This is a genomic window from Streptomyces sp. NPDC091371, from assembly GCF_040684275.1.
GTDB lineage: Bacteria > Actinomycetota > Actinomycetes > Streptomycetales > Streptomycetaceae > Streptomyces.
Genome location: NZ_JBFBFP010000039.1, coordinates 1 through 23551 on the forward strand (window position 1 = coordinate 1; position 23551 = coordinate 23551).

The following is a 23551-nucleotide window of genomic DNA, read 5'->3' on the forward strand; positions in this document are numbered from 1 at the left end:
GAAGGCGATCGCGAAGCGACGCGACGACGAAGGAGGAGCGCCCTTTACAGGCCGGCCCGACACGGAAGGACTATGGGACTGACGGGAAACCCCCCGCGCCTTCTCTGATTCCGGTCAACACGGACCCCGCGGCAGTCCCGACCCCGCCCAACCGGAGCCGCCTGCCGCCTGCCGCCCGCCGTCAGGCCAGTTCGACCACCGCGCGCGACATGCCCAGGACCTTCTGGCCCGCGCTCATCGCCGTCAGGTCCACTCGGACCCGCTTGTCGTCCAGCTTTGCCGCGACCTTGGCCGTCACCTCGATCAGCCCGCCCTGGTCGTCGTTCGGGACCACCACCGGCTTCGTGAAGCGCACGCCGTACTCCACCACCGCGCCCGGGTCGCCCGCCCAGTCGGTGACCACGCGGATCGCTTCGGCCATGGTGAACATGCCGTGCGCGATCACGTCCGGCAGTCCGACCTCCTTGGCGAACTTCTCGTTCCAGTGGATCGGGTTGAAGTCACCGGAAGCGCCCGCGTACCGCACCAGCGTGGCGCGCGTCACGGGGAAGGACGCCGCCGGCAGTTCGGTGCCGACCTCGACGTCGTCGTACTTGATCTGCGCTGCCATGTCAGGCCTCCTCGGGGGCGCGGGAGACGAGCTTCGTCCACGCCGTCACCACGTGCTCGCCGGTCTCGTCGTGGACCTCGCCGCGGATGTCGATGATGTCGTTGCCCGCCAGCGACTTCACGGCCTCGATGGTGGAGGTCACCGAGAGGCGGTCACCCGCACGCACGGGACGGGAGTACGTGAACTTCTGGTCGCCGTGCACCACGCGGCTGTAGTCCAGCCCCAGCTGCGGGTCCTCGATCACCTGGCCCGCCGCGGCGAACGTGATGGCGAACACAAAAGTCGGCGGAGCGATCACATCGAGGTAGCCGTGCGCCTTGGCCGCTTCGGGGTCCGTGTAGACGGGATGGGCGTCACCCACCGCGACCGCGAATTCGCGGATCTTCTCCCGGCCGACCTCATACGGATCGGTGGGCGGGTAGCTCCGCCCCACGAAGGACTGGTCGAGAGCCATGACTCACTACCTCCACAAGAAACAGGTGCAATCACAAGGACAAGACAACGAACAGCGGCCAGGCACGTGGCCCATCAGACGCGCTGACGCTCGGACGCGTAAACGTCCGGGCAGTCAGTCCGCGCAGTCAGCCGGCCGCGGAAACGACACAAGGCCGCCCCCCGATGACGGGGACGACCTCATGACGGTGCCTGTATTCGAGACTTCGCTGGGGTCAGCGGGTCTCGCGGTGCGCGGTGTGCGAGTTGCAGCGCGGGCAGTGCTTCTTCATCTCCATGCGGTCCGGGTTGTTACGCCGGTTCTTCTTGGTGATGTAGTTCCGCTCCTTGCACTCCACGCAGGCCAGCGTGATCTTCGGGCGGACGTCGGTGGCAGCCACGTGAGTGCTCCTTGACGGAATATGGGACGGATGAACGCATAAAAGAGTAGCCGATCGGGAGACCGACCCCGCAATCGGCTACTGTGTGTAGCGGCGACCGGACTTGAACCGGTGACACAGCGATTATGAGCCGCTTGCTCTACCGACTGAGCTACGCCGCTTTGATGTGATCAGCTCCCCACCCGAGGGTGGGGAACCTCTCTCACCAGAGCCCCAATGCGGAATCGAACCGCAGACCTTCTCCTTACCATGGAGACGCTCTACCGACTGAGCTATTGGGGCGAGCGATGAAGACATTACACGGTTGCCCGCCCATCGCCCAAATCCTTTGGGGGGACCGGGCTCCGAGGGGGTTCCCCGGCCTTCCCGGATCACTGCCCGGGCCGCCCACACCCCCGTTCTCACCCGAAATGTGTCCGGGGTCACCACGCGGCTCCCTCCCCCGGCGCACTCCCCCCTCGACGCCGCCCCCGCGCGCCGGAGCGCATGGGCACCACACCGGTACGACTATTGCGCTCTTCCGCGAACCGGGGTGCGCCGCGCCCTAGGCTCTGAGCACGCTGCGTGATCTTGGGCCGCGGGCCGCGGCCGGGGGCCCAGGAACCGCCCGAGCCACCGCAGGAGCGCGATGTCCGACAGCCAGCCGCAGCAGCCGTTCCACTCCCCGCGCAACGGCCGTGGCGAGGGCGGCGGTCTCGGCAACGCAGCCGCCGCCGAAGCCACCACCCTGCTGCTCGCCGGGGCCCGCCTCACCGACGGCCGTACCGTCGACGTCCGCCTCAGCGGCGGCCGCATCCAGGCCGTCGGCACCGCGGGCAGCCTCCCCGCCCCCGCGCTCTCGCGGGTGGACCTGAGCGGGTACCTGCTGCTCCCCGCCCCGGCCGAGCCGCACGCCCACGGGGACACCGCTCTGACCGCCGACGGCGAGGGGCCCGTCTCCTACACCCCCGACGAGGTCCAGCGCCGCGCCACCGAGGCCGCCCTGCTCCAGCTGGGCCACGGAGCCACCGCCGTGCGCTCCCACGTGCGGATCGGCGACGTGCACGGCCTCGGCCCGCTGGAGGCCGTGCTCCAGGCCCGCCGCTCCCTGCGCGGGCTCGCCGACCTCACCACCGTGGCCGTCCCCCGGTTGCTGACCGGGGTGGCCGGCGTGGACGGACTCGCCATGCTGCGCGACGCGGTCAAGATGGGCGCCTCCGTGATCGGCGGCTGCCCCGACCTGGACCCCGACCCGACCGGCTTCCTCGAAGCCGTCCTGGAGCTCGCCGGCGAGCACGGCTGCCCCGTGGACCTGCACACGGACGGTGACGACCCCGCCCGCCTCGCCCGGCTCGCGGCCATGGCGGGGGGACTGCGCCCCGGGGTCACCATCGGCCCCTGCGGCGGTCTGGCCCGGCTCCCCCTGGACGTGGCGACCCGCGCCGCCGACCAGCTGGCCGCCGCCGGCGTACGGGTCACCTGCCTCCCGCAGGGCGACTGCGCGGCCCTGGAGCGCCGCGGGCTGCGCACCGCGCCCGTACGGCTGCTGCGGGCCGCCGGGGTGCGGGTCGCGGCCGGCAGCGGGGCGCTGCGGGACGCGGGGAACCCGGTCGGCCGCGGTGACCCGCTGGAGGCCGCGTACCTGCTGGCCTCCCAGGGCGGGCTGCGGGCGGGCGAGGCCTACGAGTCGGTCAGCGCCTGCGCCCGCGAGGCCATGGGCCTGCCGGAGGTGCGGGTGGAGGCCGGGTTCCCGGCGGAGCTGCTCGCCGTGCGCGGGGACCGGATCGCGGGCGTGCTCTCCCTCGCCTACAGCCGGATCGTGATCCACCGCGGGCGGGTGGTAGCCCGTACGAGTGCCGTACGGGAGTACTGCGACTCCGCCGTCGCCGTGGCCCTGGACCTGCCCCGGCAGGGCCGTACGGAGCCCGGTCCCTGAGGTTTCCCGTGCGTTCGCGGGCGGGGGCGCCCGGCTCGTCGTACGGTCGGGACATGCGCATCGTCATCGCGGGTGGACACGGTCAGATCGCGCTGCGGCTGGAGCGCCTGCTCTCCGCGCGCGGGTACGAGGTCGCGGGGATCATCCGCGACCGGGCACAGGGCGACGACCTCAGGGAGATGGACGCCGAACCGGTGCTGTGCGATCTGGAGTCGGCGTCGGTCGAGCACGTGGCGGGCATCCTGCACGGCGCGGACGTGGCGGTGTTCGCCGCCGGCGCCGGCCCGGGCAGCGGAATCGCGCGCAAGGACACCGTGGACCGGGGCGCGGCGGTGCTCTTCGCCGACGCGGCCGAACGGGCGGGAGTGCGCCGCTTCCTGATGGTCTCTTCGATGGGCGCCGACGCGCGGCATGAGGGCGACGACGTCTTCGACGCCTATCTGCGGGCCAAGGGCGAGGCCGACGACCACGTCCGTACCCGGCTGGGCCTGGAGTGGACGGTGCTGCGCCCCGGTTCGCTGGTGGACGACGCCGGTACGGGCCTGGTCCGCCTGGAGGCGCACACGGGGCGCGGAGCCGTGCCGCGGGACGACGTGGCGGCGGTGCTGGCCGAGCTGGTCGAGACCCCGGCGACGGCGGGGCTGACGCTGGAGCTGACGGCCGGCTCGACGCCGGTCCCGGTGGCCGTCAAGGACGTGGCGGGCAATTGACGGCCCGTCGGGGCCCCTCCGGGCGGCTCAGAACGCGGCGCTGACCTTGTCGTCCGACCGCCCGACCGAATCCTGCTGGTACTGCTTCTCGTACGCCCGCCGGATCCGCTCGACCCGTGCGTTCCGTTCGTCGGCCTCCTTCTCGGGGTACAGCAGCACCACCTCGTAGGAGGTCTCGCGGACGGTCTTGCCGTCGCTCCCCCGCCACTGGCCGTACCCGTCGTGGACGGTCAGTCCCTCAGGGAAGGCGGGGGTGATCTCCCGGTCCAGGAACCGCATGAACTCCCGCTCTCCGACCGGACCCCGGCCGCCGGGGCGCTCGGTGCCGAAGTAGAGCCTGGTCTCCTGGTACGGCTCGCCGACGTGCGGGTCGAGCGCCGCTCCCACCAGTGCGGGCAGGCCGGCCCCGAGCAGGGCGATGAGTACCCCGCCGCCGATCTTCCCCCGTGTGTCAGATGTCCATTTCACCCTTGGTGAACGAACGGGAGAGCGTGACGATGCGGTCGGTGAGCGGCCCCGTCGGGAATGCGAAGAAGACCCCCGTTACAAGTAACGGGGGTCTCTCTCGCGTGGCGGCGCCAGGGTTCGAACCTGGGTAGGCTGAGCCGGCAGATTTACAGTCTGCTCCCTTTGGCCACTCGGGCACACCGCCAAGATTTGCTGCCATTTTTTCCGCCTTGCGGCGGCGCTCCCTGGCAACGACGTAAACGATACCTGATGACTGGGGGTGCTTCGCCACCGGATTGATCAGCACCGGGGCTGGGCGCGGTGGCTAGGCTTTGCGGAGCGGGCCGGGAACGTCCGGCCGCGCCCTCCGGGGCCGCCACAACCGACTTCAAGGAGCCACAGCACATGGCCGACTCCAGTTTCGACATCGTCTCGAAGGTCGAGCGGCAGGAGGTCGACAACGCCCTCAACCAGGCCGCCAAGGAACTCTCGCAGCGCTACGACTTCAAGGGCACCGGCGCCACGATCGCCTGGTCCGGCGACAAGATCCTGATGGAGGCGAACTCCGAGGAGCGCGTCAAGGCCGTCCTGGACGTCTTCGAGACCAAGCTGGTCAAGCGCGGGATCTCGCTGAAGGCGCTGGACGCCGGCGAGCCGCAGCTGTCCGGCAAGGAGTACAAGATCTTCGCCACGATCGAGGAGGGCATCTCCCAGGAGAACGCCAAGAAGGTCGCGAAGATCATCCGGGACGAGGGTCCCAAGGGCGTCAAGGCCCAGGTCCAGGGCGACGAGCTGCGCGTCAGCTCCAAGAGCCGTGACGACCTGCAGGAGGTCCAGGCACTGCTCAAGGGCAAGGACCTGGACTTCGCGATCCAGTTCGTGAACTACCGCTGACCCAGTCGGCGGCCTGCCTCCACGCCGGCCCGGTGGTCCTCGCGGACTGCCGGGCCGCGGCGTTTGCGGGGCCCGCGGGAGTGTGTGCGGGGCGTGAGCGGCGCACGCGCCATCGAGGGCTTCCGTGGGCACTTGGGCGGCGGTGAGTGCGCCCACCACGCTGGGTGCCATCCATCACCGCGTGACAGGGGGTTCTCGCATGCCTGGGGCCGGCACGTTTCGCGAAGACTTCGGGGCGTCCGTGGTCGTCGCACTGGTCGCGCTGCCCCTCTGTGTGGGGGTGGCGGTCGCTTCCGGGGTGCCGGCCGAGTTGGGGATCGTCACCGGGGTGGTCGGCGGGCTGGTCACCGGGTGGTTCCGCGGGAGCTCGCTCCAGGTGAGCGGGCCCGCCGCGGGGCTCACGGTGCTGGTCTACGAGGCGGTGCGGTCCTACGGGCTGCCCGCGCTCGGGGTGCTGGTGCTGGCCGCCGGGGTGGTGCAGCTGGGCATGGGGGTGCTGCGGCTCGGGCGGTGGTTCCGGGCGATCTCGGTCGCCGTCGTGCACGGGATGCTGGCCGGGATCGGGCTCGTGCTCATCGCGGGGCAGCTGTACGCGCTGGGCGGGGTGGAGGCTCCGGGGCACACCCTCGCGAAGCTGGCGGGGGTGCACGAGCTCGGGGCGCGGGCCGACTGGGCGGCCGTGGCGCTGGGCGCGGGGACCATCGCCGTGATGGTCGCCTGGCGGCGGATGCCGGCCCGGTGGCGGCTCGTACCGGGGGCGCTCGTCGGGGCCGCGGCCGCCACCGCCGCGTCGGCGCTGCTGCGGCTGCCGGTCGAGCGGGTGCGGGTGACGGGAGTGCTGGAGGCCGTGGCGCTGCCCTCATCGGGCGACTTCGAGGTGCTGGCCTCGGCGGGGGCGCTGGGGACCGTGGCCGCGCTGGCGCTGATCGCCTCCGCCGAGACGCTGTTCAGCGCGGCCGCCGTCGACCGGATGCACGACGGCCCCAAGACGGACTACGACCGGGAACTGGTCGCCCAGGGCTTCGGGAACACCGTGTGCGGGCTGCTCGGGGCGCTGCCGATGACCGCGGTGATCGTGCGCAGCGCCGCGAACGTGGAGGCCGGGGCGCGGACCCGGGCGGCCCGGGTGCTCCACGGCGCCTGGCTGCTGCTCTTCGCGGTCGCCTTCCCGCAGGTACTGGAGGTCGTACCGCTCGCCGCGCTGGCCGGAGTGCTGCTGCATGCGGGCTGGAAGCTGCTGCCGGCCCGGGCGGTGTACGCGCTGTGGCGGACACACCGGGGTGAGGCGGTGGTGCTGCTCGCCACGGCCACGGCGATCGTGGTGACCAACCTCTTCGAGGGGGTGCTCGTGGGCCTGGGGCTCGCCGTCGCCAAGGCCGCCTGGGAAACCTCCCACGTGCACATCGAGGAGGTGCGGGAGGGAACGGGCCTGTACGTCCGGGTGGTGGGCAACGCCAGCTTCCTGCGCCTGCCCAAGCTGCTCGACGCGCTGGACGCGCTGCCGCCCGGACAGCCCGTACGGCTGGACCTGAGCGGGCTGCGCCACCTCGACCACGCCTGCCTGACGGCCCTCGAGGGCTGGGAGCGGGAGCGGACGCCACTCCCCGGACGTGAGGGCGTCATCTGGCCGGGCTAGCCTCCGCCCGTGACGGATGAGCTGAAACGCACCCTGGGGGTCTCCGACGCCGTCGTCGTCGGACTCGGCGCGATGGTCGGCGCCGGCATCTTCGCCGCGCTGGCCCCGGCGGCCGGCGCGGCGGGCGGCGCGCTCCTCGCCGCCCTCGCCCTGGCGGCCGTCGTCGCCTACTGCAACGCGCACTCCTCGGCGCGGCTCGCCGCCCGGTACCCGTCCTCCGGCGGCACGTACGTCTACGGGCGCGAGCGGCTGGGTCCCTTCTGGGGGTACCTGGCCGGCTGGGGGTTCGTGATCGGCAAGACGGCCTCCTGCGCGGCGATGGCGCTGACCGTCGGCGCGTACGTCTGGCCGGGGCAGCAGCATGCGGTGGCCGTCGCGGCGGTCGTGGCGCTGACCGCGGCGAGCTACGGCGGGGTGCAGAAGTCCGCCCGGCTGGCCCGGCTGATCGTGGCGGCGGTGCTGGCGGTGCTGGCCGGGGTGGTGGTCGGGTGCCTGTCTTCGGGCGCCGCCGACGCGGGGCGGCTGGGCGGCGCCGACTGGGAGGCCGCCGGGCTGCTGCAGGGTGCCGGGCTGCTGTTCTTCGCCTTCGCGGGATACGCCCGGATCACCACGCTGGGCGAGGAGGTGCGCGACCCGGAGCGGACGATCCCCCGGGCGGTGCCGCTCGCGCTGGGGATCGTGCTGCTGGTGTACGCCGCAGTGGCGGTGGCGGCGCTGTCGGTGCTCGGTGCCGACGGGCTGGCGCGGTCGGCGGCCCCGCTCGCCGACGCGGTCCGGGCGGCCGGGCTGCCGGGACTGGTCCCGGTCGTCCGGGTGGGTGCGGCCCTGGCCGCGCTGGGCTCGCTGCTGGCCCTCGTACTCGGGGTTTCGCGGACCGCGCTGGCGATGGCCCGGGACGGCCACCTCCCGCGCGCGCTGGCCGCCGTACATCCCCGGCATCAGGTGCCGCACCATGCGGAGCTGGCAGTGGGTGCGGTCGTGGCGGTGCTCGCGGCCACCGCCGATCTGCGGGGCGCGATCGGTTTCTCCTCCTTCGGAGTGCTGGTCTACTACGCGATCGCGAACGCTTCTGCCTGGACTCTCGATTCAGGTGTCAAGGGTCGGGCCGTGGCAGCCGTCGGGCTGTCCGGCTGTGTCGTGCTGGCCTGCACGCTGCCCCTCGCCTCGGCGGTCTCGGGGGCGGCCGTGCTGGCGCTGGGCGCCCTGGCGTACGGCGTACGCCGGGGCGTCAGATCCGGGCGCTGAACTCCGCCCAGGGGTGCAGCTCCAGGTCGAGCTCCTCCCCCAGCTCCGACTCCTCGCAGAACCAGGCGGTCCCGTCGAGCCAGCCGCGCAGCCAGTCGGCCAGGCTCGGGGTGTCCATGGACCAGGCGAGCTCGGGTTCCCCGGGATTCGGGTCGAACAGCAGGACTTGGGCGGTCTCGGACCGGCTGTCGACGCAGGCGTCCAGGCCGCAGCCGAAGTCGGCCACCGGCAGAACGCCCTCCGGCCAGCGCCAGCCGGATTCGCGCCGGGCCTCGTAGGCCGCCACGACCTGACGCAGGGGCAGGAAGCGCTGTTCCGGGCCGAATCCACCGTCCCCGACGCGCGCGTAGAGCGCGGCGAGCAGCGGGGGCAGGGCGAAGCCGAGTATGCCCTCGGCGCGGGCGATCTCCCCATCGCCCAGCGGCACGGGATGGGGCTTTCCGTGCCCGCGCGCGGAGTTGCGCGAACGGGCTGCGACTTGCTCCAGCAACTGCTCGGTCTCGTTCATGCGTTCATGGTGACGCACCCCACTGACAATCGCCCTGACCTGCACATTTCGGTCAGATGTCAGGTGAGGGTCCTCCGCCGTCCCGCACGGCGCCCACAGGGTTACCGAGAGGCGAACGGCGCGTCCGTCGGGACGATTTCGCGGCCCAGCGGGAGCAGCGAGAGCGGGACCATCTTGAAGTTGGCGATGCCGAACGGGATGCCGATGATCGTGATGCAGAGCGCGATGCCGGTGACGATGTGGCCGATGGCCAGCCACCAGCCGGCCAGGACCAGCCACAGGACGTTGCCGATGCAGGACGCGGCGCCCGCGTCGCGGCGCTCGACCGTGGTGTAGCCGAAGGGCCAGAGGGCGTACACCGCGATGCGGAAGGCGGCGATGCCGAAGGGGATGCCGATGATGGTGATGCAGAGGATCACGCCCGCGACGCAGTAGCCGAGGAACAGCCAGACGCCGCTGAGGACGAGCCAAATGATGTTCAGGATTGTCTTCACTGCGTGCGGCCTGCCATCTGTTCGAGCCGGGCGATGCGCTCGGCCATCGGAGGGTGTGTCGAGAACATCTTGGACAATCCCTGGCCGGGGCGGAAGGGATTGGCGATCATCATGTGGCTCGCCGTCTCGAGCCGGGGCTCAGGGGGCAGCGGGAGCTGCTTGGTGCCCGCGTCGAGCTTGCGCAGGGCGCTCGCCAGGGCGAGGGGATCCCCGGTGAGCTGGGCGCCGGAGGCGTCGGCCTCGTACTCGCGGGAGCGGCTGATGGCCAGCTGGATCACGGAGGCGGCCAGCGGGCCGAGGATCATGATGAGCAGCATGCCCAGGAGGCCCGGGCCCTCGTCGTCGTTCGAGCGGCCCACGGGTATGAGCCAGGCGAAGTTGACCAGGAACATGATCACCGAGGCCAGCGCGCCGGCCACCGACGAGATCAGGATGTCGCGGTTGTAGACGTGGCTGAGCTCGTGGCCGATGACTCCGCGCAGCTCGCGCTCGTCGAGGATGCGCAGGATTCCTTCGGTGCAGCAGACCGCGGCGTTGCGCGGATTACGGCCGGTCGCGAAGGCGTTGGGGGCCTCGGTGGGCGAGATGTAGAGGCGTGGCATGGGCTGGCGCGCGGACGTGGAGAGCTCGCGCACCATGCGGTAGAGCTGGGGGGCCTCGAACTCGCTGACGGGGCGGGCCCGCATCGCGCGTAGAGCCAGCTTGTCGCTGTTCCAGTACGCGTACGCGTTCGTCCCGAGGGCGATGACGACGGCGACGATCAGGCCGCCCCGCCCGAAGAAGCTGCCGATGAGGATGATGAGTGCGGACAGCCCGCCGAGGAGTACGGCGGTCTTCAGCCCGTTGTGCCGGCGGTGCACGGTACGCCCTCCTTGTGGTGCGGCAGGGAGCCCCCGTCCAGGACTGAGGGTCTACGGTCCAGTGGACCCTCCCTTCCTGGTCAACGCGAGGTGGGGGCGGCTGGTTCCCGGGGCATGCCGAGGCGGCCGCCGCCCCGTCGCCCCGGCGGTGGGGGCGAGGGGGCGGCGGCCGCGGGCGTTACTCCGTACGGGTTACAGCCGGGTGCCGGCTACTGCGGGAAGAGGCTGCCCGACGCGACGCGCAGGACCAGCTGCGGGGCGCCGGAGACGACGACGGCGGTGACCGCGGTGACGACGATGGCCGCCGTGACCGGCCAGGGGGCCTTCGTGGGCGGCTGCGCGCCCTCGGCGGCCTCCGCCCCCTCCGGAGCGCGGAACAGGAGCGCGGTCCAGCGCAGGTAGTAATAGAGGGCGATGACGACGTTGACCGCCATGACCACGGCCAGCCAGCCCAGGCCCGCGTCGACCGCGGACTGGAAGACGGCGACCTTGGCGAAGAGGCCGATGATGCCCGGCGGCAGGCCGGCCAGGCAGAGCAGGAAGAAGGCCATCGACAGGGCGACCATCGGCCGCTCGGCGTACAGGCCGCGGTAGTCGCTGATCCGGTGGAGCGGCTTCGTACGGGCGACGAGCGCGGCCACGGCGAAGGCGCCGAGGTTCACCGCGGCGTACATGAGGGCGTAGGCGAGGGTGGAGCCGATCTGGTCGCGGCCGGAGTACGCGGCGGCGGCGATCGGGACCAGGAGGTAGCCGGCCTGGCCGACGGAGGACCAGGCGAGCAGGCGTACGGCGCTGTTCGGGCGGTCCGCGGACTGGCGCAGGGCGGCGGCATTGCCCAGGGTCATGGTGAGCGCGGCGAGGACGGCGAGGGCCGGTCCCCAGATGTCGGAGTACGCCGGGAAGGCGATCACCGTCACGAGGATGAGGCCGGTGAAGCCGACGGCCTTGCCGATCACCGAGAGGTAGCCGGCGATGGGCAGCGGGGCGCCGACGTAGGTGTCGGGGACCCAGAAGTGGAACGGGACGGCCGCGGTCTTGAACGCGAAGCCGACGAGGGTGAGCGCGACGCCGACCATGGCGACGGTGTCGAGCTGCCCGGGGACGTCTTCGAGCCGGTCGGCGACCTGCGTGAGGTGCAGGGAGCCGGTGGCCGCGTAGACGAAGCTGATGCCCATCAGCGACACGGCGGTGGCGGTGACGGAGGAGAGGAAGAACTTGAGGGCGGCCTCGGAGGACAGCCGGTCGCCGCGGCGCATGCCGACGAGGGCGAAGGCGGGCAGCGAGGCGACTTCGAGGGCGACGATCAGGGTGGCCAGGTCGCGGGAGGCGGGCAGCAGGGCCGCGCCGGCCGCGGAGGAGAGCAGCAGGAACCAGTACTCGCCGGCGGGCATGCGCGTGTCGCGTACGGCGGTGACCGACAGCAGGGCGGTGACCAGGGCGCCGGCGAGCACCAGGAACTGGACGACGAGCGCGAAGTGGTCGGCGGTGTAGCTGCAGGCGGCCGGGTCCGCGGTGAGGCAGAACGTGGAGCGGTCGCCGGCGCGCAGGGGCAGCAGGAGGGCCGTCGAGACGGCCAGGCCCGCTACCGAGATCCAGCCGAGGAGCGGCTTGCGGTTCTCGGCGACGAACAGGTCGGCGATCAGCACCAGCAGGGCGACGGCGGCGGGGATGACGACGGGCGCGATGGCGAGCCAGTCGACGGACTGGACGAGGCTGGGGGCCTCCGCGGAAACGGCGGACAGGACCGTCATGAGTTGCCTCCTGCGAGGAGCTTCTGGACGGCCGGGTCGGTGAGGCCGAGGAGTACCGCGGGCCACAGGCCGGCGAGGACGGTGAGCGCGGCGAGCGGGGTCCAGGCGGCGAACTCGTAGCGCTGGACGTCCGCGAGGACGATCGCGGGGCCGGCCTTCGGGTCGCCCATGCAGACGCGCCGTACGACGATCAGCAGGTAGGCGGCGGTGAGCAGGGTGCCGAACGCGCCGAACGCCATGTAGGTGAGGAAGGCGGGCCGGGACAGGCCCTCGGCGGGGTCGAACGCGCCGAAGAGGGCCAGCATCTCGCCCCAGAAGCCGGCGAGGCCGGGCAGGCCGAGGGAGGCGACGGCGGCGAAGGCGAGGAACGCGCCGAAGCGGGGGGCGCGGCCGTAGAGGGCGGCGCCGGTGGCCCCGGCGAGGGTGTCGAGGTCGGCGGTGCCGTAGCGGTCCTTGAGGGCGCCGACCAGGAAGAAGAGGAGGCCGGTGATCAGGCCGTGGGCGATGTTGGCGAAGAGCGCGCCGTTGACGCCCGTGGGGGTCATGGACGCGATGCCGAGGAGCACGAAGCCCATGTGGCCGACGGAGGAGTACGCGATGAGGCGCTTGAGGTCGCCCTTGTTCCCCTTGCGGGCCAGCGCCAGGCAGGCGAGGGACCCGTAGACGATGCCGACGGCGGCGAAGGCGCCGAGGTAGGGGGCGAAGGTGGCCATGCCGTCGGGGGTGACGGGGAGCAGGATGCGGACGAACCCGTACGTGCCCATCTTGAGCAGGACGCCGGCCAGCACGACGGAGCCGACGGTGGGCGCGGCGGTGTGGGCGTCGGGCAGCCAGCTGTGCAGGGGCCACATCGGGGTCTTCACGGCGAGGCCGATTCCGATGGACAGGACGGCCAGGAGCTGGGTGGTGTGGGACAGTTCGCGGCCGTTGTCAGAGGCGAGTGCCACCATGTCGAACGTGCCGCTCGTCAGTCCGATCAGCAGCAGACCGAGCAGCATGACCACGGAGCCGAGGAGGGTGTAGAGGATGAACTTCCAGGCGGCGGCCTGCCGCTGAGCACCGCCCCAGCGGGCGATGAGGAAGTACATCGGGATGAGGACCATCTCGAAGGCGAGGAAGAAGAGCAGCAGGTCGAGGACGGCGAAGGTCGCGAGGGTGCCGGACTCCAGGACCAGGAGCAGCGCGACGAAGGCCTTCGGGGAGGGGCCTGCGGGGAGCTTGAAGTAGCTGTAGAGCGCGCAGAGGAAGAACAGCAGCGCGGTCATCAGGAGGAGGGGGAGCGAGATGCCGTCGATGCCGAGGTGGATCCGGACGTTCAGCGCCTGGATCCAGCTGATGTCCGTCGTCGCCTGGAAGCGGGACGGGGCGTCGTGGTCGAAACCCAGGGTGAGGGCGATCGCCGCGGCGAGGATCACTCCGGTCACGGTCACGCCGTGGCGGAGCACGGCCTGTTCGGGGCTCTTGCCCTTGAGCCCGGGCGGGGCCGGCAGGAGGGCCGCCACCGCACCGAGGAGCGGTGCGGCCACGACGAACGCCAGAAGGAACTGCATCACGGACGGGCTGATATCGATCACGGCTGACTCTCGGCTCACGATCCGGCGTTGACGTTGGCGAGGACGGCGGTGGCGATCGCCAGGACCACGGCGCCGGCGAGCAGGGCGCTCAGGTAGCTCTGCACGTTGCCGGTCTGGGCACGGCGGACGAGGCTGCCGAGCAGCCGGGGGCCGGTGCCCGCGCCGCGGACGTACGTGTCCACGACCTCGCGGTCGAGGAAGCGGACGAGGCTCGCGGACGCCCGGACGGGGCGGACGAAGATCCGGTCGTAGACGGCGTCGAGGTGGAAGCCGTTGGCGGCGTGCCGGTACAGGGGCCCGAGGAGCGCCTTACCGGGGTCGGGGGCGGGGCCGGCCGGGGCGGCGGGGTGGTCGTGGGTCACTTCGGCGACCTCGGGGGTCTCGGCCTCGGACTCGGCGACGGTGGCTGCGACGGCGGCGCGCGCGGCGAGGCCGTTGGCGGCCGTGGCCTTGGCAGCGACCGCGGCGGCCTTGACCGTGGCGCGCTGCCAGAGGGCGTAGGTGAGCATCGCGCCGATGACCGCCGCGCCCGTGCCGAGGACCGAGGTGGCCAAGGTCGGGGTGAGCTCCTTGCCGTCGAACCAGTCGGCGAGGGTGCCCGCGGCGAGGCCGAAGCCGATGGTCGGGATCGCGAGCAGCCACAGCACGCCGGTCATGGCGACGGGCTCCTTGCCGTGGTCGGGGGCGGCGGCGCCCCGGCCGCGGAAGGCCATCAGCCACAGCCGGGTGGCGTAGGCGGCGGTGAGCAGGGCGGTCAGCACGCCGGCGACCAGGACCAGCCAGCCGGCGGCGCTGGGCGCGAAGTCCGAGTGGCCGGTGGCGGTGTGCTCGGCGGCGACGAGGACGGCTTCCTTGGAGAAGAAGCCGGCGAAGGGCGGGATCGCGGCGAGCGCGAGGAGGCCGATCGACATCGTCCAGAAGGCGTCCGGGATGCGCTTGGTCAGGCCGTCCATACGGGACATGGCGGCCAGGGAGTTCGTACCGGCGGCGTGGATGATCACGCCCGCGCCGAGGAAGAGGAGCGCCTTGAAGAAGCCGTGGGACAGGAGGTGGAAGACGGCGGCGCCGCGGTCGCCGACGGCCAGGGCGCCGATCATGTAGCCGAGCTGGCCGACCGTGGAGTAGGCGAGGACCCGCTTGATGTCGTCCTGGGCGAGGGCGGCGAGGGCGGAGCCGGCCATCGTGACGGCCGCCATGACGGCCATGACCACCAGTGCGGCGCGGGAGGCCGCGAAGACGGGGAGGAGACGGGCGATGAAGTAGACACCGGCGGCGACCATCGTCGCAGCGTGGATCAGCGCGGAGACCGGGGTGGGGCCGGCCATGGCGTCCGGGAGCCAGGTGTGCAGCGGGAACTGCGCGGACTTGCCGGCGACTCCGGCGAGCAGGAGCAGCGCGATCAGCGTCGGCTGGTCGAGTCCGCCGGCGGCGACGGTGCCCAGGATCTTCGTGATCTGGAAGGAGCCGGCATCGACGGCGAGCGCGAACAGACCGATGAGGAAGGGGACGTCGCCGAGCTTGGTGACGAGGAAGGCCTTCAGCGAGGCGGAACGGGCCGCCTCGGTCTCCCAGTAGTGCCCGACCAGGAAGTACGAGCAGATACCCATGATCTCCCAGCCGACCAGCAGCAGCATCAGGTCGCCGGAGTAGACGACGAGCAGCATGGCGGAGGTGAACAGTGAGACCAGAGCGGCGTACGAGGGGTAGCGCGGGTCCTCGCGGAGGTAGGCCGTCGAGTAGAGCTGTACGCAGGTCGCGACGATCCCGACGAGGACGGCGACCAGAACGGCGAAGCCGTCCAGGTAGAGCGAGAGCTCGATCGGCACCGAGCCGGTCGGGGTCCACTCGGTCGAGGTGTCGATCGCCTTCCCGCCGCCCTGGCGGACGGCGACGAGCACCGCCAGTACGGCGGCGGCGAGCGTCGGCAGGATCGCGAGCGGCCGGACGAAGCCGGGGGCGGTGCGGCCGAGGAGGAGTCCCGCGACCGCGCCGAGGAAGGGCAGGAGGGGGACGAGTACGGCGAGGGTCGTCGTGCTCACGCGGTGACCTCGCTCTGGGTGTTCTGAGTGCTCGGGGTGTTCGGGGTGTGCGGGGCGGGCTCGTTGCCCTCGACGGTGTCGCGCAGCCGGTCGACGTCGGAGGTGCCCCGGTTGCGGTACACCATCAGCACGATCGAGAGGCCGATGCCGATCTCGGCGGCGGCGATCGCGATGGTGAAGAGGGTGAGGGCCTGGCCGGCGTGCAGGGTGTCGCGCAGCCAGACGTCGAAGGCCACCAGGTTCAGGTTGACGGCGTTGAGCATCAGCTCGACGGACATCAGGACCAGGATGGCGTTGCGGCGGGCGAGCACTCCGTACAGGCCCGTGCAGAAGATCAGTGCCGCGAGCACGGCGGGGTAGGCGAGGTGCATCAGCGCTGGCCCTTCTTCGCGCCGGGGGCGCCGTCTTCGGCGGGGTTGTCCTTGCGGGACAGCACGATGGCGCCGATCAGGGCCGCGAGGAGGAGCACGGAGAGGGCCTCGAAGGGCAGCACCCAGTGCTGGAAGAGGATCTCGCCGGAGACCTTCGTCGAGCCCTGGACCGGGCCGTCGAGGTCGATCCAGGTCGTGCGGAAGGCGTCGACGACGACCCATACGAGGGCGACGGCGGCGACGACCGCGACCGCGAGCGCGATCCACCGGTTGCCGGAGTCGGCGTCCGGGGAGCGGCCGATGGGCGCCTTGGTGAGCATCAGCCCGAAGAGGAGGAGGACGACCACGGAACCGAGGTAGATCAGCACCTGGACCCAGGCGATGAACTCCGCGGTCAGCAGCAGGTACTCGACGGCGATGCCGCCGAGCGCGACGACCAGCCAGAGGGCGGCGTGCACGAGCTGGCGGGTGGTGACCGTGACGAGGGCCGCGCCGAGGGTGGCGAGGCCGACGAGGACGAAGGCGATCTCGACGCCGGTCGGCGAGAGGAAGCCGTGGCTTTGGGCGGCGGCGAGGTGGGCGGCGTACATCAGGCGGTGCCTCCCGCCGGGTCGGTGCCGGTTCCCGTGCCGGGGGCGTCGGGGGTGCCGGTTTCCGTGCCGGAGGCCGGGGTGCCGGGGGTGGCCGGGGCGTCGGGGGTGGCCTCGGCTGCGGCGGCTTCGGCTGCGGCGGCTTCGGCCTTTTCCGCTGCCTTGCGGGCGGCCGCGATCTCCTTGGGCTCCTCGGCGGCGGGGTCCAGGGCGGGCGGGGCCGGGACGGTCCACATCCACTCGCGGAGCTTGTCGCGCTCGTGGGTCAGCTCGTGGATGTCGGTCTCCGCGTACTCGAACTCCGGCGACCAGAAGAGGGCGTCGAAGGGGCACACCTCGATGCAGATGCCGCAGTACATGCAGAGGGAGAAGTCGATGGCGAAGCGGTCGAGGACGTTGCGGCTGCGCTCACGGCCGCCGGGGGTGGCGGCCGGGACCGTCTCCTTGTGGGAGTCGATGTAGATGCACCAGTCGGGGCACTCACGGGCGCAGAGCATGCAGACCGTGCAGTTCTCCTCGAACAGGCCGATGACCCCGCGGGAGCGGGGCGGGAGCTGCGGCTGGACGTCGGGGTACTGGGCGGTGTGCGAGCGCTTCGTCATCGTGCGCAGCGTGACGGCCAGGCCCTTGGCGAGGCCGGATCCGGGGATGGGCATTACTGGATCGCCACCTTCACGATGCCGGTGAGCGCGATCTGGGCGAGCGCGAGCGGGATGAGTACGGTCCAGGCGAGCTTCTGGAGCTGGTCCTCGCGCAGGCGCGGGTAGCTCACGCGGAGCCAGATCACGACGAAGGCGAGGATGCCGGTCTTGAGCAGGGTCCAGACCCAGCCGAGGCCGTCGGCGCCGAAGGGGCCCTGCCAGCCGCCGAGGAAGAGGACGGTGGTGAGGAAGCAGAGGACGACGATGCCGGCGTACTCGGCGAGCAGGAACAGCGCGAAGCGCAGTCCGGTGTACTCGGTGTACGCGCCGAAGATGATCTCGGAGTCGGCGATGGGCATGTCGAAGGGGGGCCGCTGGAGTTCGGCGAGGCCGGCGGTGAAGAAGACGAGCGCGCCGACGATCTGCCAGGGCAGCCACCACCACTGGAAGCTCTCGACGATGCCGGGGAGGGAGACCGTCCCGGCCGCCATGGCCACCGAGGCGGCGGCGAGCAGCATCGGGAGCTCGTAGGCGAGCAGCTGGGCCGCGGTGCGGAGGCCGCCGAGCAGGGAGAACTTGTTCGCGGAGGCCCAGCCGGCCATGAGGGAGCCGAGGACTCCGACGCCCATGACGGCGAGCACGAAGAACAGGCCCGCGTCGATGACCTGCCCGACGGCGCCTTCGCCGGGGCCGATCGGGATGGCGAGGAGCACGAGGAGGTACGGCAGCAGGGCCACGGCGGGCGCGAGCTGGAAGATCCGCCGGTCGGCGTTGGCCGGGACGATGTCTTCCTTCTGCGCGAACTTCACGCCGTCGGCCACGAGCTGGGCCCAGCCGTGGAAGCCGCCGGCGTACATGGGGCCGAGTCGGCCCTGCATGTGGGCCATCACCTTGTGCTCGGTCTGCCCTACTACGAGCGGGAGCACGAGGAAGACGGCGAAGACGACGATCAGCCGCAGGGCGACGTCGAGGACGTCGTTCACGCGTCGCCTCCGTTGTCGGGGGTGGGGTCGGTCTCGGTCTTGGGCTTGGCCTGGTCGGCCGGCGGCGCCGGTGCCTCCGGCGGGGTGGCCGGGGTCGGGGGCTCCTCGAAGGCGGGCTTCGGGTCGTGCCAGGGCGCGTCCGCGCTGCGTGGGGCCGGGCGGCGGGTCGCCGCCGGCGGGGTGGCGGCGTCCGGGGCGTCGGGGGTCGCCTCCGGCGGGGTGGCTGCCTGGCTGGCCGAGCCGTCGCTCGCCGTGCGGGTGCGGCGGGCCGGCCGGGCCGGGGGCGCTGCCTCCGGCGCGGTGGCGTCCGAGGTGTCGGGGGTGGCCGGCGGGGTGGCCTGGCTGGCTGAGCCGTCGGCCACGGAGCGGGTGCGGCGGGCCGGGCGCGGGGCGTCCGGGGTCGCCGCGGACGCGGCTGCCGCCGGGGTTTCCGTGGCCTGGGTGGCCGAGCCGTCGGCGACCGAGCGGGTGCGGCGGGCCGGGGCACCCTCGCGGGGGGTGCGGGCGGCCGCGCCGGCTGCGCGGGGGGTGCGGGCCGGGCGGGCGGGGGCCGGGGGGAGCTGGCCCTTCAGCGGGCCCCAGTCGTTGGGGTCCGGGACGCCCGGCGGGAGCATCTGGCGGCGCTTCGGCGCGTCCGGGTCGTGCGCCTCGCCCGGCTCCTTGGCGCCGGGCCAGGCCTTGGCGACGCGCGCGGCGAGGACGAAGTCCTTGCGCAGCGGGTGCCCCTCGAACTCCTCCGGGAGGAGGAGGTGGACGAGGTGCGGGTGGTCGGTGAAGGTGACCCCGAACATCTCGAAGGTCTCGCGCTCGTGCCATTCCGCACCCGCGTACACGGCGACGGCGGAGGGCAGGGACGGCGAGGTGTGCGGGACCGTCGTGCGCAGGAGCAGCCGGCGTACGCGCCGGTTCTCGAGGGAGACGACGTGCGCGCAGATACGGAAGCCGGTGCCCGGCTCGTCGACCGCGCTCAGCCAGTCGAAGTAGGTGCAGCCCAGCTTGTCCCGGGCGATCTCCAGGGAGGAGATCCAGGAGCCGACGGGCACGTCGACCGTGAGGAGGTCGTACTCGTACGAGGCCACGGCCTCCTCGCCGAAGACCGTCGGTGCCGCGTCGGGCAGGGAGTCGTAGAGGTTCATGCGCCGGCCCCCGGGGTGGGCGGCGGCGTGACGAGACCGCTGGTGAGCTGGGCGACGGACGGGCCGTCGGCGTAGCGCTCGGCCAGCGACTCGCGGGCGATCTTCTCCTGGAGCTTGAGGATGCCCTGCAGCAGCGCCTCCGGGCGCGGCGGGCAGCCGGGCACGTAGACGTCGACCGGGATGATCTGGTCGACGCCCTTCGTGACCGAGTACGAGTCCCAGTACGGTCCGCCGCAGTTGGAGCAGGCGCCGAAGGAGATGACGTACTTCGGCTCCGGCATCTGCTCGTACAGCCGCTTCACGGCCGGGGCCATCTTGTCCGTCACCGTGCCCGAGACGATCATGAGGTCGGCCTGGCGGGGCCCCGGCGCGAAGGGGATCACGCCGAGCCGGATGAAGTCGTGCCGGGCCATGGAGGCGGCGATGAACTCGATCGCGCAGCATGCCAGGCCGAAGTTGAAGACCCAGAGGCTGTAGCGGCGGCCCCAGTTCAGGACCACCTTCATCGGTTCCGGGGCGAGGCGGGAGAGAACTCCGAGGCGCTTCGGCTCCGGGAGCAGCACCGCCTCGGTCGGCGTCACGGCCGGTGTCACGTCCATTCGAGGACGCCCTTCTTGTACGCATAGAGCAGGCCGACGGCCAGGAAGCCCAGGAAGATGAACATCTCGACCAGGGTCGTGGCGCCGTAACCGGCGGCGGCGAACACCGTCGCCCACGGGAACAGGAAGATCGAGTCGACGGCGAAGATGACGTAGAGGAACGCGTAGACGTAGTAGCGGACCTGGGTGTGCGCCCAGCCCTCGCCCACGGGGTCCACACCGCATTCGTACGTCAGCAGCTTCTCGTGGGTCGGGACCACGGGGCGCAGCAGGCGGCCGGCGCCGAAGGCCACGGCCACGAACAGCACACCGAGCGCGGCCATGAGACCCACGACCGAATAGCTTCGGAAGTAGTCCGCCGCGAGCACGGTTACGGTCGATACCGTCTGTTCAGGCACGTTCCGTTCCTCGCTCCTCGGCCACTGTCGACGATCTGTTACGGACGGGAGTCTAGGGCCTGCCTCACACAGGGTGGGGTTATCCCCCGTTCACAGCACCCCGGCCACCCCATGGCATCAGTGGGGCCCGCTTGGCAGGCTGTGGCCCATGACCACGAGCCATGACACCCCCGACAGCGATCAGCCTCCCCCGGTACGGGCCGTCTTCAGCGCCGTGACCTGGAAGGAGATCGCCCATCTGGTGAGCAATTTGCCGGTGGCGATCGTCGGATTCGTTTACACGGTTGTCATGGTCGCCGGGACGGGGGGGCTTTCCGTGACGGCGATCGGGATTCCGCTGCTCGCGGGCGGCCTCTTCTTGTCTCGGCAATTGGGACGGCTGGACCGCGCTCGCGCCCGCGCGCTGCTGGGCGTACGGGTGGACGAGCCGACCCCGATCCCCGGGCCGAAGCGGTCCGGCGGATTCTTCCCCTGGCTGTGGACGAGCATCAAGGACCCGGTCGGCTGGCGGACGGTGCTGTACCAGCTGATCCGGCTGCCCTGGGGGGTGCTCACCTTCACGGTAGCGCTGACCGGGCTGTTCGTGCTGTGGCCGGTGCTGCCGTGGCTGGTGCGGTGGATGGCGAACGTGGACCGCGCGATGGTGCGGGGGCTGCTGTCGCCCGTCGACGAGCTGGAACGGCGGATCGCGGAGCTGGAGTCGGACCGGGGGGTGGTGGTGGACACCGCCGCGGCGGACCTGCGGCGCATCGAGCGGGACCTGCACGACGGGGCGCAGGCGCGGCTGGTCGCGCTGGCGATGGGGCTGGGCCTGGCGAAGGAGAAGCTGCTGGAGGACCCGGAGGGCGCGGCGGCGATGGTCGACGAGGCCCACGGGGAGGTGAAGCTGGCGCTGCAGGAGCTGCGGGACCTCGCGCGCGGGATCCACCCGGCGGTGCTGACGGACCGGGGGCTGGACGCGGCGCTGTCCGCGGTGGCCTCGCGGTGCGTGGTGCCGGTGAAGGTGGCGGTGGAGCTGCCGGCGGAGGAGCGGCCGGCGGAGGCGATAGAGGGGATCGCGTACTTCGTGGTGTCGGAGCTGCTGCAGAACGTGAGCAAGCACGCCGGGCCCGCTGCGCGGGGCGCGAGTGTGGAGGTGAGGCGGGCGGGGGCGCGGCTGCTGATCCGGGTCGCGGACGACGGGCGGGGCGGAGCCAGTGCCTCCGGGGGGAGCGGGCTGGCGGGGCTCGCGGAGCGGTTGGGGGCGGTGGACGGGGTGCTGGTGGTGGATTCCCCTGCCGGGGAGGGGACGGTGGTGACGGCGGAGCTGCCGTGGCGCGGGCGCGGCTAGGTCGGCTGCGGGTTTTGCTTCGGGACTCCCGTCCGGGTGGACGGGGGTCCCGTTCGCGTTTACGGGTGCGGCGCCGTCGCGCGGGGGCGGCCGGTGCGGCGCCGTTGCGCAAGCGTCCCCGGGCTGCGCCCGGGCTCCTGGGGCTCCGCCCCAGACCCCGCGCCTCAAGCGCCGGCGAGGCTGGATACGCCCCGGCGGGGTGGGGTTAACCCCCCTTTCGAGAGGCCGACTCGCTGGATGGTTGGGGGCTGGGGGCGACCGGCAGGGTGGAGGGGTACTGGCAGAGGGAAGGGCGGGTCGGGGTCATGGGTAACGGCACGGGCACGGGTGAAGGGGTACGGGCGGTGTTGCGGGCTCCCGTGGCGGGGCGGACCTGGCGGGAGTTCGGGTACCTGCTGATCGGGCTGCCGCTGAGCGTCCTGTACTTCTCCCTCGCCATCACCGGGGTGAGCCTCGGCGCGGGGCTGCTCATCACCTTCCTCGGCGTGCCGGTCCTGGCGGGCCTGCTCGCCATGTGCCGCGGCTTCGGGCACCTGGAGCGGGCCCGGGTACGGCACCTGCTGGGCGTGGACATCGCCGAGCCCGCCCCCGTCCGGGCCCGGAAGAGCGGGCCGATCGCCGCCATGGGGGCACTGCTCAAGAGCGGGAGCGCCTGGCGGCACGTGCTGTACTCCGTGATCCACTTCCCGTGGGCGGTGTTCGGTTTCTGCGCGGCACTGACGTTCTGGGCGTACGGGTGGGCCCTGCTGCTGTACCCGCTCTGGTTCTGGGTCTTCCCGGCCTTCACCGACGAGGCCGGCCTGATCGTCTTCTCCACGCCGGTCGACGCCCCCTGGGAGATCGCCCTCGCCTCGCTCCTCGGCCTCGCCGTCACCCTCGCCACGCCGTGGGTGATCCGGGCCCTGACCACCGTGGACCGGGTCCTGGTGGCGGGGCTGCTCGGGCCGTCCCGCCTGGACCACCGCGTGACCGAGCTGGAAGCCGACCGGGGGGTGGTGGTGGACACCGCCGCGGCGGACCTGCGGCGCATCGAGCGGGACCTGCACGACGGGGCGCAGGCGCGGCTGGTCGCGCTGTCCATGGACCTGGGGCTGGCGAAGGAAAAGCTCGCGGAGGACCCGCAGGCAGCCGCGCGGATGGTGGACGAGGCGCACGGGGAGGTGAAGATCGCCCTCCAGGAGCTGCGGGACCTGGCCCGCGGGATCCACCCGGCGGTGCTGACGGACCGGGGGCTGGACGCGGCGCTGTCCGCGGTGGCGTCGCGGTGTTCCGTACCGGTACGGGTGGCGGTGGAGCTGCCGGCGGACCAGCGGCCGGCGGCAGCGATCGAGGGGATCGCGTACTTCACGGTGTCGGAGCTGCTGCAGAACGTGAGCAAGCACGCGGGGGCGGGTGCGCGGGGCGCGAGCGTGGACGTGTGGAAGTCCGGGGAGCGGCTGCTGATCCAGGTCTGCGACGACGGGCGGGGCGGAGCCGGTGCCTCCGGCGGTGCGAGTGGGCTGGCGGGGCTCGCGGAGCGGTTGGGGGCGGTGGACGGGGTGCTGGTGGTGGACTCCCCCGAGGGGGAGGGGACGGTGGTGACGGCGGAGCTGCCGTGGCGCGGGCGCGGCTAGGTCGGCTGCGGGTTTTGCTTCGGGACTCCCGTCCGGGTGGACGGGAGTCCCGTTCGCGTATGCGGGTGCGGCGCCGTTGCGCGAGCGGCCCCGGGCTGCGCCCGGGCTTCTGGGGCTCCGCCCCAGACCCCGCGCCTCAAACGCCGGCGAGGCTGGATATGCCCCCGGCGGGCTGCGATGCCGGCGAGGCTGGAATTGGCCCGGCGGGACCCTGAAGGCGGAGGCCGGCCCGGCGAGCCGGGAGGGGGTCTTGGCTGAAACTCGGCGCCGGGGTCCACGCGTTGTCCGCTTTCTCTGCCTTGATCCGGGCCCGGGACTGGGATGCTTGGCCGGGTCAGGGAGTTTGCGGGAACGAGTGGACGCGGGAGCAGCTG

Annotated in this window: 24 protein-coding genes and 3 tRNA genes; 7 read left to right on the forward strand and 20 right to left on the reverse strand. The window is 72.2% G+C overall.

The annotated features are described in order from the left end of the window. Positions 1-181: 181 nt before the first annotated feature. The 5 genes from AB0O21_RS30670 to AB0O21_RS30690 form a co-directional block, all read right to left on the reverse strand. Entirely contained in the window at positions 182-610 is a 429-nt protein-coding gene (locus tag AB0O21_RS30670; protein ID WP_365176125.1) for a MaoC family dehydratase, read from the reverse strand. Position 611: 1 nt separating this feature from the next. Continuing rightward, on the reverse strand, positions 612-1064 hold the full coding sequence (locus tag AB0O21_RS30675) for a MaoC family dehydratase N-terminal domain-containing protein (RefSeq protein ID WP_365176127.1): 453 nt from the start codon (positions 1062-1064) through the stop codon (positions 612-614). A gap of 214 nt (positions 1065-1278) precedes the next feature. Next, a complete protein-coding gene (gene rpmG, locus AB0O21_RS30680) occupies positions 1279-1443 on the reverse strand; it encodes a 50S ribosomal protein L33 (RefSeq protein WP_007265873.1) in 165 nt (54 codons plus the stop codon). Positions 1444-1531: 88 nt separating this feature from the next. Then, a tRNA-Met gene (locus AB0O21_RS30685) sits at positions 1532-1604 on the reverse strand. Between the two features lie 48 nt (positions 1605-1652). Then, a tRNA-Thr gene (locus AB0O21_RS30690) sits at positions 1653-1725 on the reverse strand. Positions 1726-2071: 346 nt separating this feature from the next. On the opposite strand from AB0O21_RS30690, the gene AB0O21_RS30695 reads away from it, so the two are divergent. Further along, a complete protein-coding gene (locus tag AB0O21_RS30695) occupies positions 2072-3358 on the forward strand; it encodes an amidohydrolase family protein (protein WP_365176129.1) in 1287 nt (428 codons plus the stop codon). 53 nt (positions 3359-3411) lie between these two features. After that, complete coding sequence (locus AB0O21_RS30700; RefSeq protein WP_365176131.1) at positions 3412-4068, forward strand: SDR family oxidoreductase; 657 nt, start codon at positions 3412-3414, stop codon at positions 4066-4068. 27 nt (positions 4069-4095) lie between these two features. Here the strand turns inward: AB0O21_RS30700 and AB0O21_RS30705 are convergent, their stop codons facing one another. Both AB0O21_RS30705 and AB0O21_RS30710 read right to left on the reverse strand, forming a co-directional pair. Beyond that, a complete protein-coding gene (locus tag AB0O21_RS30705) occupies positions 4096-4536 on the reverse strand; it encodes a DUF3574 domain-containing protein (protein WP_365176133.1) in 441 nt (146 codons plus the stop codon). 102 nt (positions 4537-4638) lie between these two features. After that, positions 4639-4720 (reverse strand) — tRNA-Tyr (locus AB0O21_RS30710). Positions 4721-4920: 200 nt separating this feature from the next. Here AB0O21_RS30710 and AB0O21_RS30715 point away from each other — a divergent pair. The 3 genes from AB0O21_RS30715 to AB0O21_RS30725 all read left to right on the forward strand — a co-directional run bounded on the left by AB0O21_RS30715 (position 4921) and on the right by AB0O21_RS30725 (position 8290). Beyond that, the gene (locus AB0O21_RS30715; RefSeq protein WP_365176135.1) at positions 4921-5409 is read left to right on the forward strand and encodes a YajQ family cyclic di-GMP-binding protein; all 489 of its coding nucleotides are present in this window, start codon (positions 4921-4923) and stop codon (positions 5407-5409) included. 199 nt (positions 5410-5608) lie between these two features. Beyond that, positions 5609-7045 (forward strand): SulP family inorganic anion transporter, encoded by a 1437-nt coding sequence (locus AB0O21_RS30720; RefSeq protein WP_365176137.1) that lies wholly within the window; start codon positions 5609-5611, stop codon positions 7043-7045. 9 nt (positions 7046-7054) lie between these two features. Next, on the forward strand, positions 7055-8290 hold the full coding sequence (locus AB0O21_RS30725) for an APC family permease (RefSeq protein WP_365176139.1): 1236 nt from the start codon (positions 7055-7057) through the stop codon (positions 8288-8290). Here the strand turns inward: AB0O21_RS30725 and AB0O21_RS30730 are convergent. The 13 genes from AB0O21_RS30730 to AB0O21_RS30790 form a co-directional block, all read right to left on the reverse strand. Next, positions 8274-8798 carry an SMI1/KNR4 family protein gene (locus AB0O21_RS30730; RefSeq protein WP_365176141.1) on the reverse strand — a complete coding sequence of 175 codons (525 nt, stop codon included), beginning with the start codon at positions 8796-8798 and terminating at the stop codon, positions 8274-8276. The genes AB0O21_RS30725 and AB0O21_RS30730 overlap by 17 nt on opposite strands. Before the next feature lie 101 nt (positions 8799-8899). Then, positions 8900-9292 (reverse strand): YccF domain-containing protein, encoded by a 393-nt coding sequence (locus tag AB0O21_RS30735; protein ID WP_365176143.1) that lies wholly within the window; start codon positions 9290-9292, stop codon positions 8900-8902. Continuing rightward, positions 9289-10152 carry a zinc metalloprotease HtpX gene (htpX, locus tag AB0O21_RS30740; RefSeq protein WP_365176145.1) on the reverse strand — a complete coding sequence of 288 codons (864 nt, stop codon included), beginning with the start codon at positions 10150-10152 and terminating at the stop codon, positions 9289-9291. The genes AB0O21_RS30735 and htpX overlap by 4 nt, the downstream gene beginning before the upstream one ends. 209 nt (positions 10153-10361) lie before the next feature. Beyond that, entirely contained in the window at positions 10362-11903 is a 1542-nt protein-coding gene (locus tag AB0O21_RS30745; protein ID WP_365176147.1) for an NADH-quinone oxidoreductase subunit N, read from the reverse strand. Next, the gene (locus AB0O21_RS30750; protein ID WP_365176250.1) at positions 11900-13453 is read right to left on the reverse strand and encodes an NADH-quinone oxidoreductase subunit M; all 1554 of its coding nucleotides are present in this window, start codon (positions 13451-13453) and stop codon (positions 11900-11902) included. The genes AB0O21_RS30745 and AB0O21_RS30750 overlap by 4 nt, the downstream gene beginning before the upstream one ends. Positions 13454-13491: 38 nt before the next feature. Beyond that, a complete protein-coding gene (locus AB0O21_RS30755; RefSeq protein WP_365176149.1) occupies positions 13492-15516 on the reverse strand; it encodes an NADH-quinone oxidoreductase subunit L in 2025 nt (674 codons plus the stop codon). Then, the gene (nuoK, locus tag AB0O21_RS30760; protein WP_365176151.1) at positions 15513-15887 is read right to left on the reverse strand and encodes an NADH-quinone oxidoreductase subunit NuoK; all 375 of its coding nucleotides are present in this window, start codon (positions 15885-15887) and stop codon (positions 15513-15515) included. The genes AB0O21_RS30755 and nuoK overlap by 4 nt, the downstream gene beginning before the upstream one ends. Beyond that, positions 15887-16477: an NADH-quinone oxidoreductase subunit J gene (locus tag AB0O21_RS30765; protein ID WP_365176153.1), complete on the reverse strand. Its 591-nt coding sequence runs from the start codon at positions 16475-16477 to the stop codon at positions 15887-15889. Before AB0O21_RS30765 ends, nuoK begins: the two co-directional genes overlap by 1 nt. Beyond that, positions 16477-17133, reverse strand: coding sequence for an NADH-quinone oxidoreductase subunit I (locus AB0O21_RS30770; RefSeq protein ID WP_365176155.1), 657 nt, complete (start codon positions 17131-17133; stop codon positions 16477-16479). The genes AB0O21_RS30765 and AB0O21_RS30770 overlap by 1 nt, the downstream gene beginning before the upstream one ends. Beyond that, positions 17133-18101: a complex I subunit 1 family protein gene (locus tag AB0O21_RS30775; protein ID WP_365176157.1), complete on the reverse strand. Its 969-nt coding sequence runs from the start codon at positions 18099-18101 to the stop codon at positions 17133-17135. Before AB0O21_RS30775 ends, AB0O21_RS30770 begins: the two co-directional genes overlap by 1 nt. Next, positions 18098-19237, reverse strand: a complete 1140-nt coding sequence (locus AB0O21_RS30780; protein ID WP_365176159.1) for an NADH-quinone oxidoreductase subunit C — start codon at positions 19235-19237, stop codon at positions 18098-18100. Before AB0O21_RS30780 ends, AB0O21_RS30775 begins: the two co-directional genes overlap by 4 nt. Then, positions 19234-19836 carry an NADH-quinone oxidoreductase subunit B family protein gene (locus AB0O21_RS30785; protein ID WP_365176161.1) on the reverse strand — a complete coding sequence of 201 codons (603 nt, stop codon included), beginning with the start codon at positions 19834-19836 and terminating at the stop codon, positions 19234-19236. The genes AB0O21_RS30780 and AB0O21_RS30785 overlap by 4 nt, the downstream gene beginning before the upstream one ends. Next, a complete protein-coding gene (locus AB0O21_RS30790) occupies positions 19827-20234 on the reverse strand; it encodes an NADH-quinone oxidoreductase subunit A (protein ID WP_365176163.1) in 408 nt (135 codons plus the stop codon). Before AB0O21_RS30790 ends, AB0O21_RS30785 begins: the two co-directional genes overlap by 10 nt. Before the next feature lie 148 nt (positions 20235-20382). Here AB0O21_RS30790 and AB0O21_RS30795 point away from each other — a divergent pair, with 148 nt between their 5' ends. Continuing rightward, positions 20383-21564, forward strand: a complete 1182-nt coding sequence (locus tag AB0O21_RS30795) for a sensor domain-containing protein (RefSeq protein ID WP_365176165.1) — start codon at positions 20383-20385, stop codon at positions 21562-21564. 305 nt (positions 21565-21869) lie between these two features. Next, complete coding sequence (locus AB0O21_RS30800) at positions 21870-23177, forward strand: sensor domain-containing protein (RefSeq protein ID WP_365176167.1); 1308 nt, start codon at positions 21870-21872, stop codon at positions 23175-23177. Positions 23178-23551 lie beyond the last annotated feature (374 nt).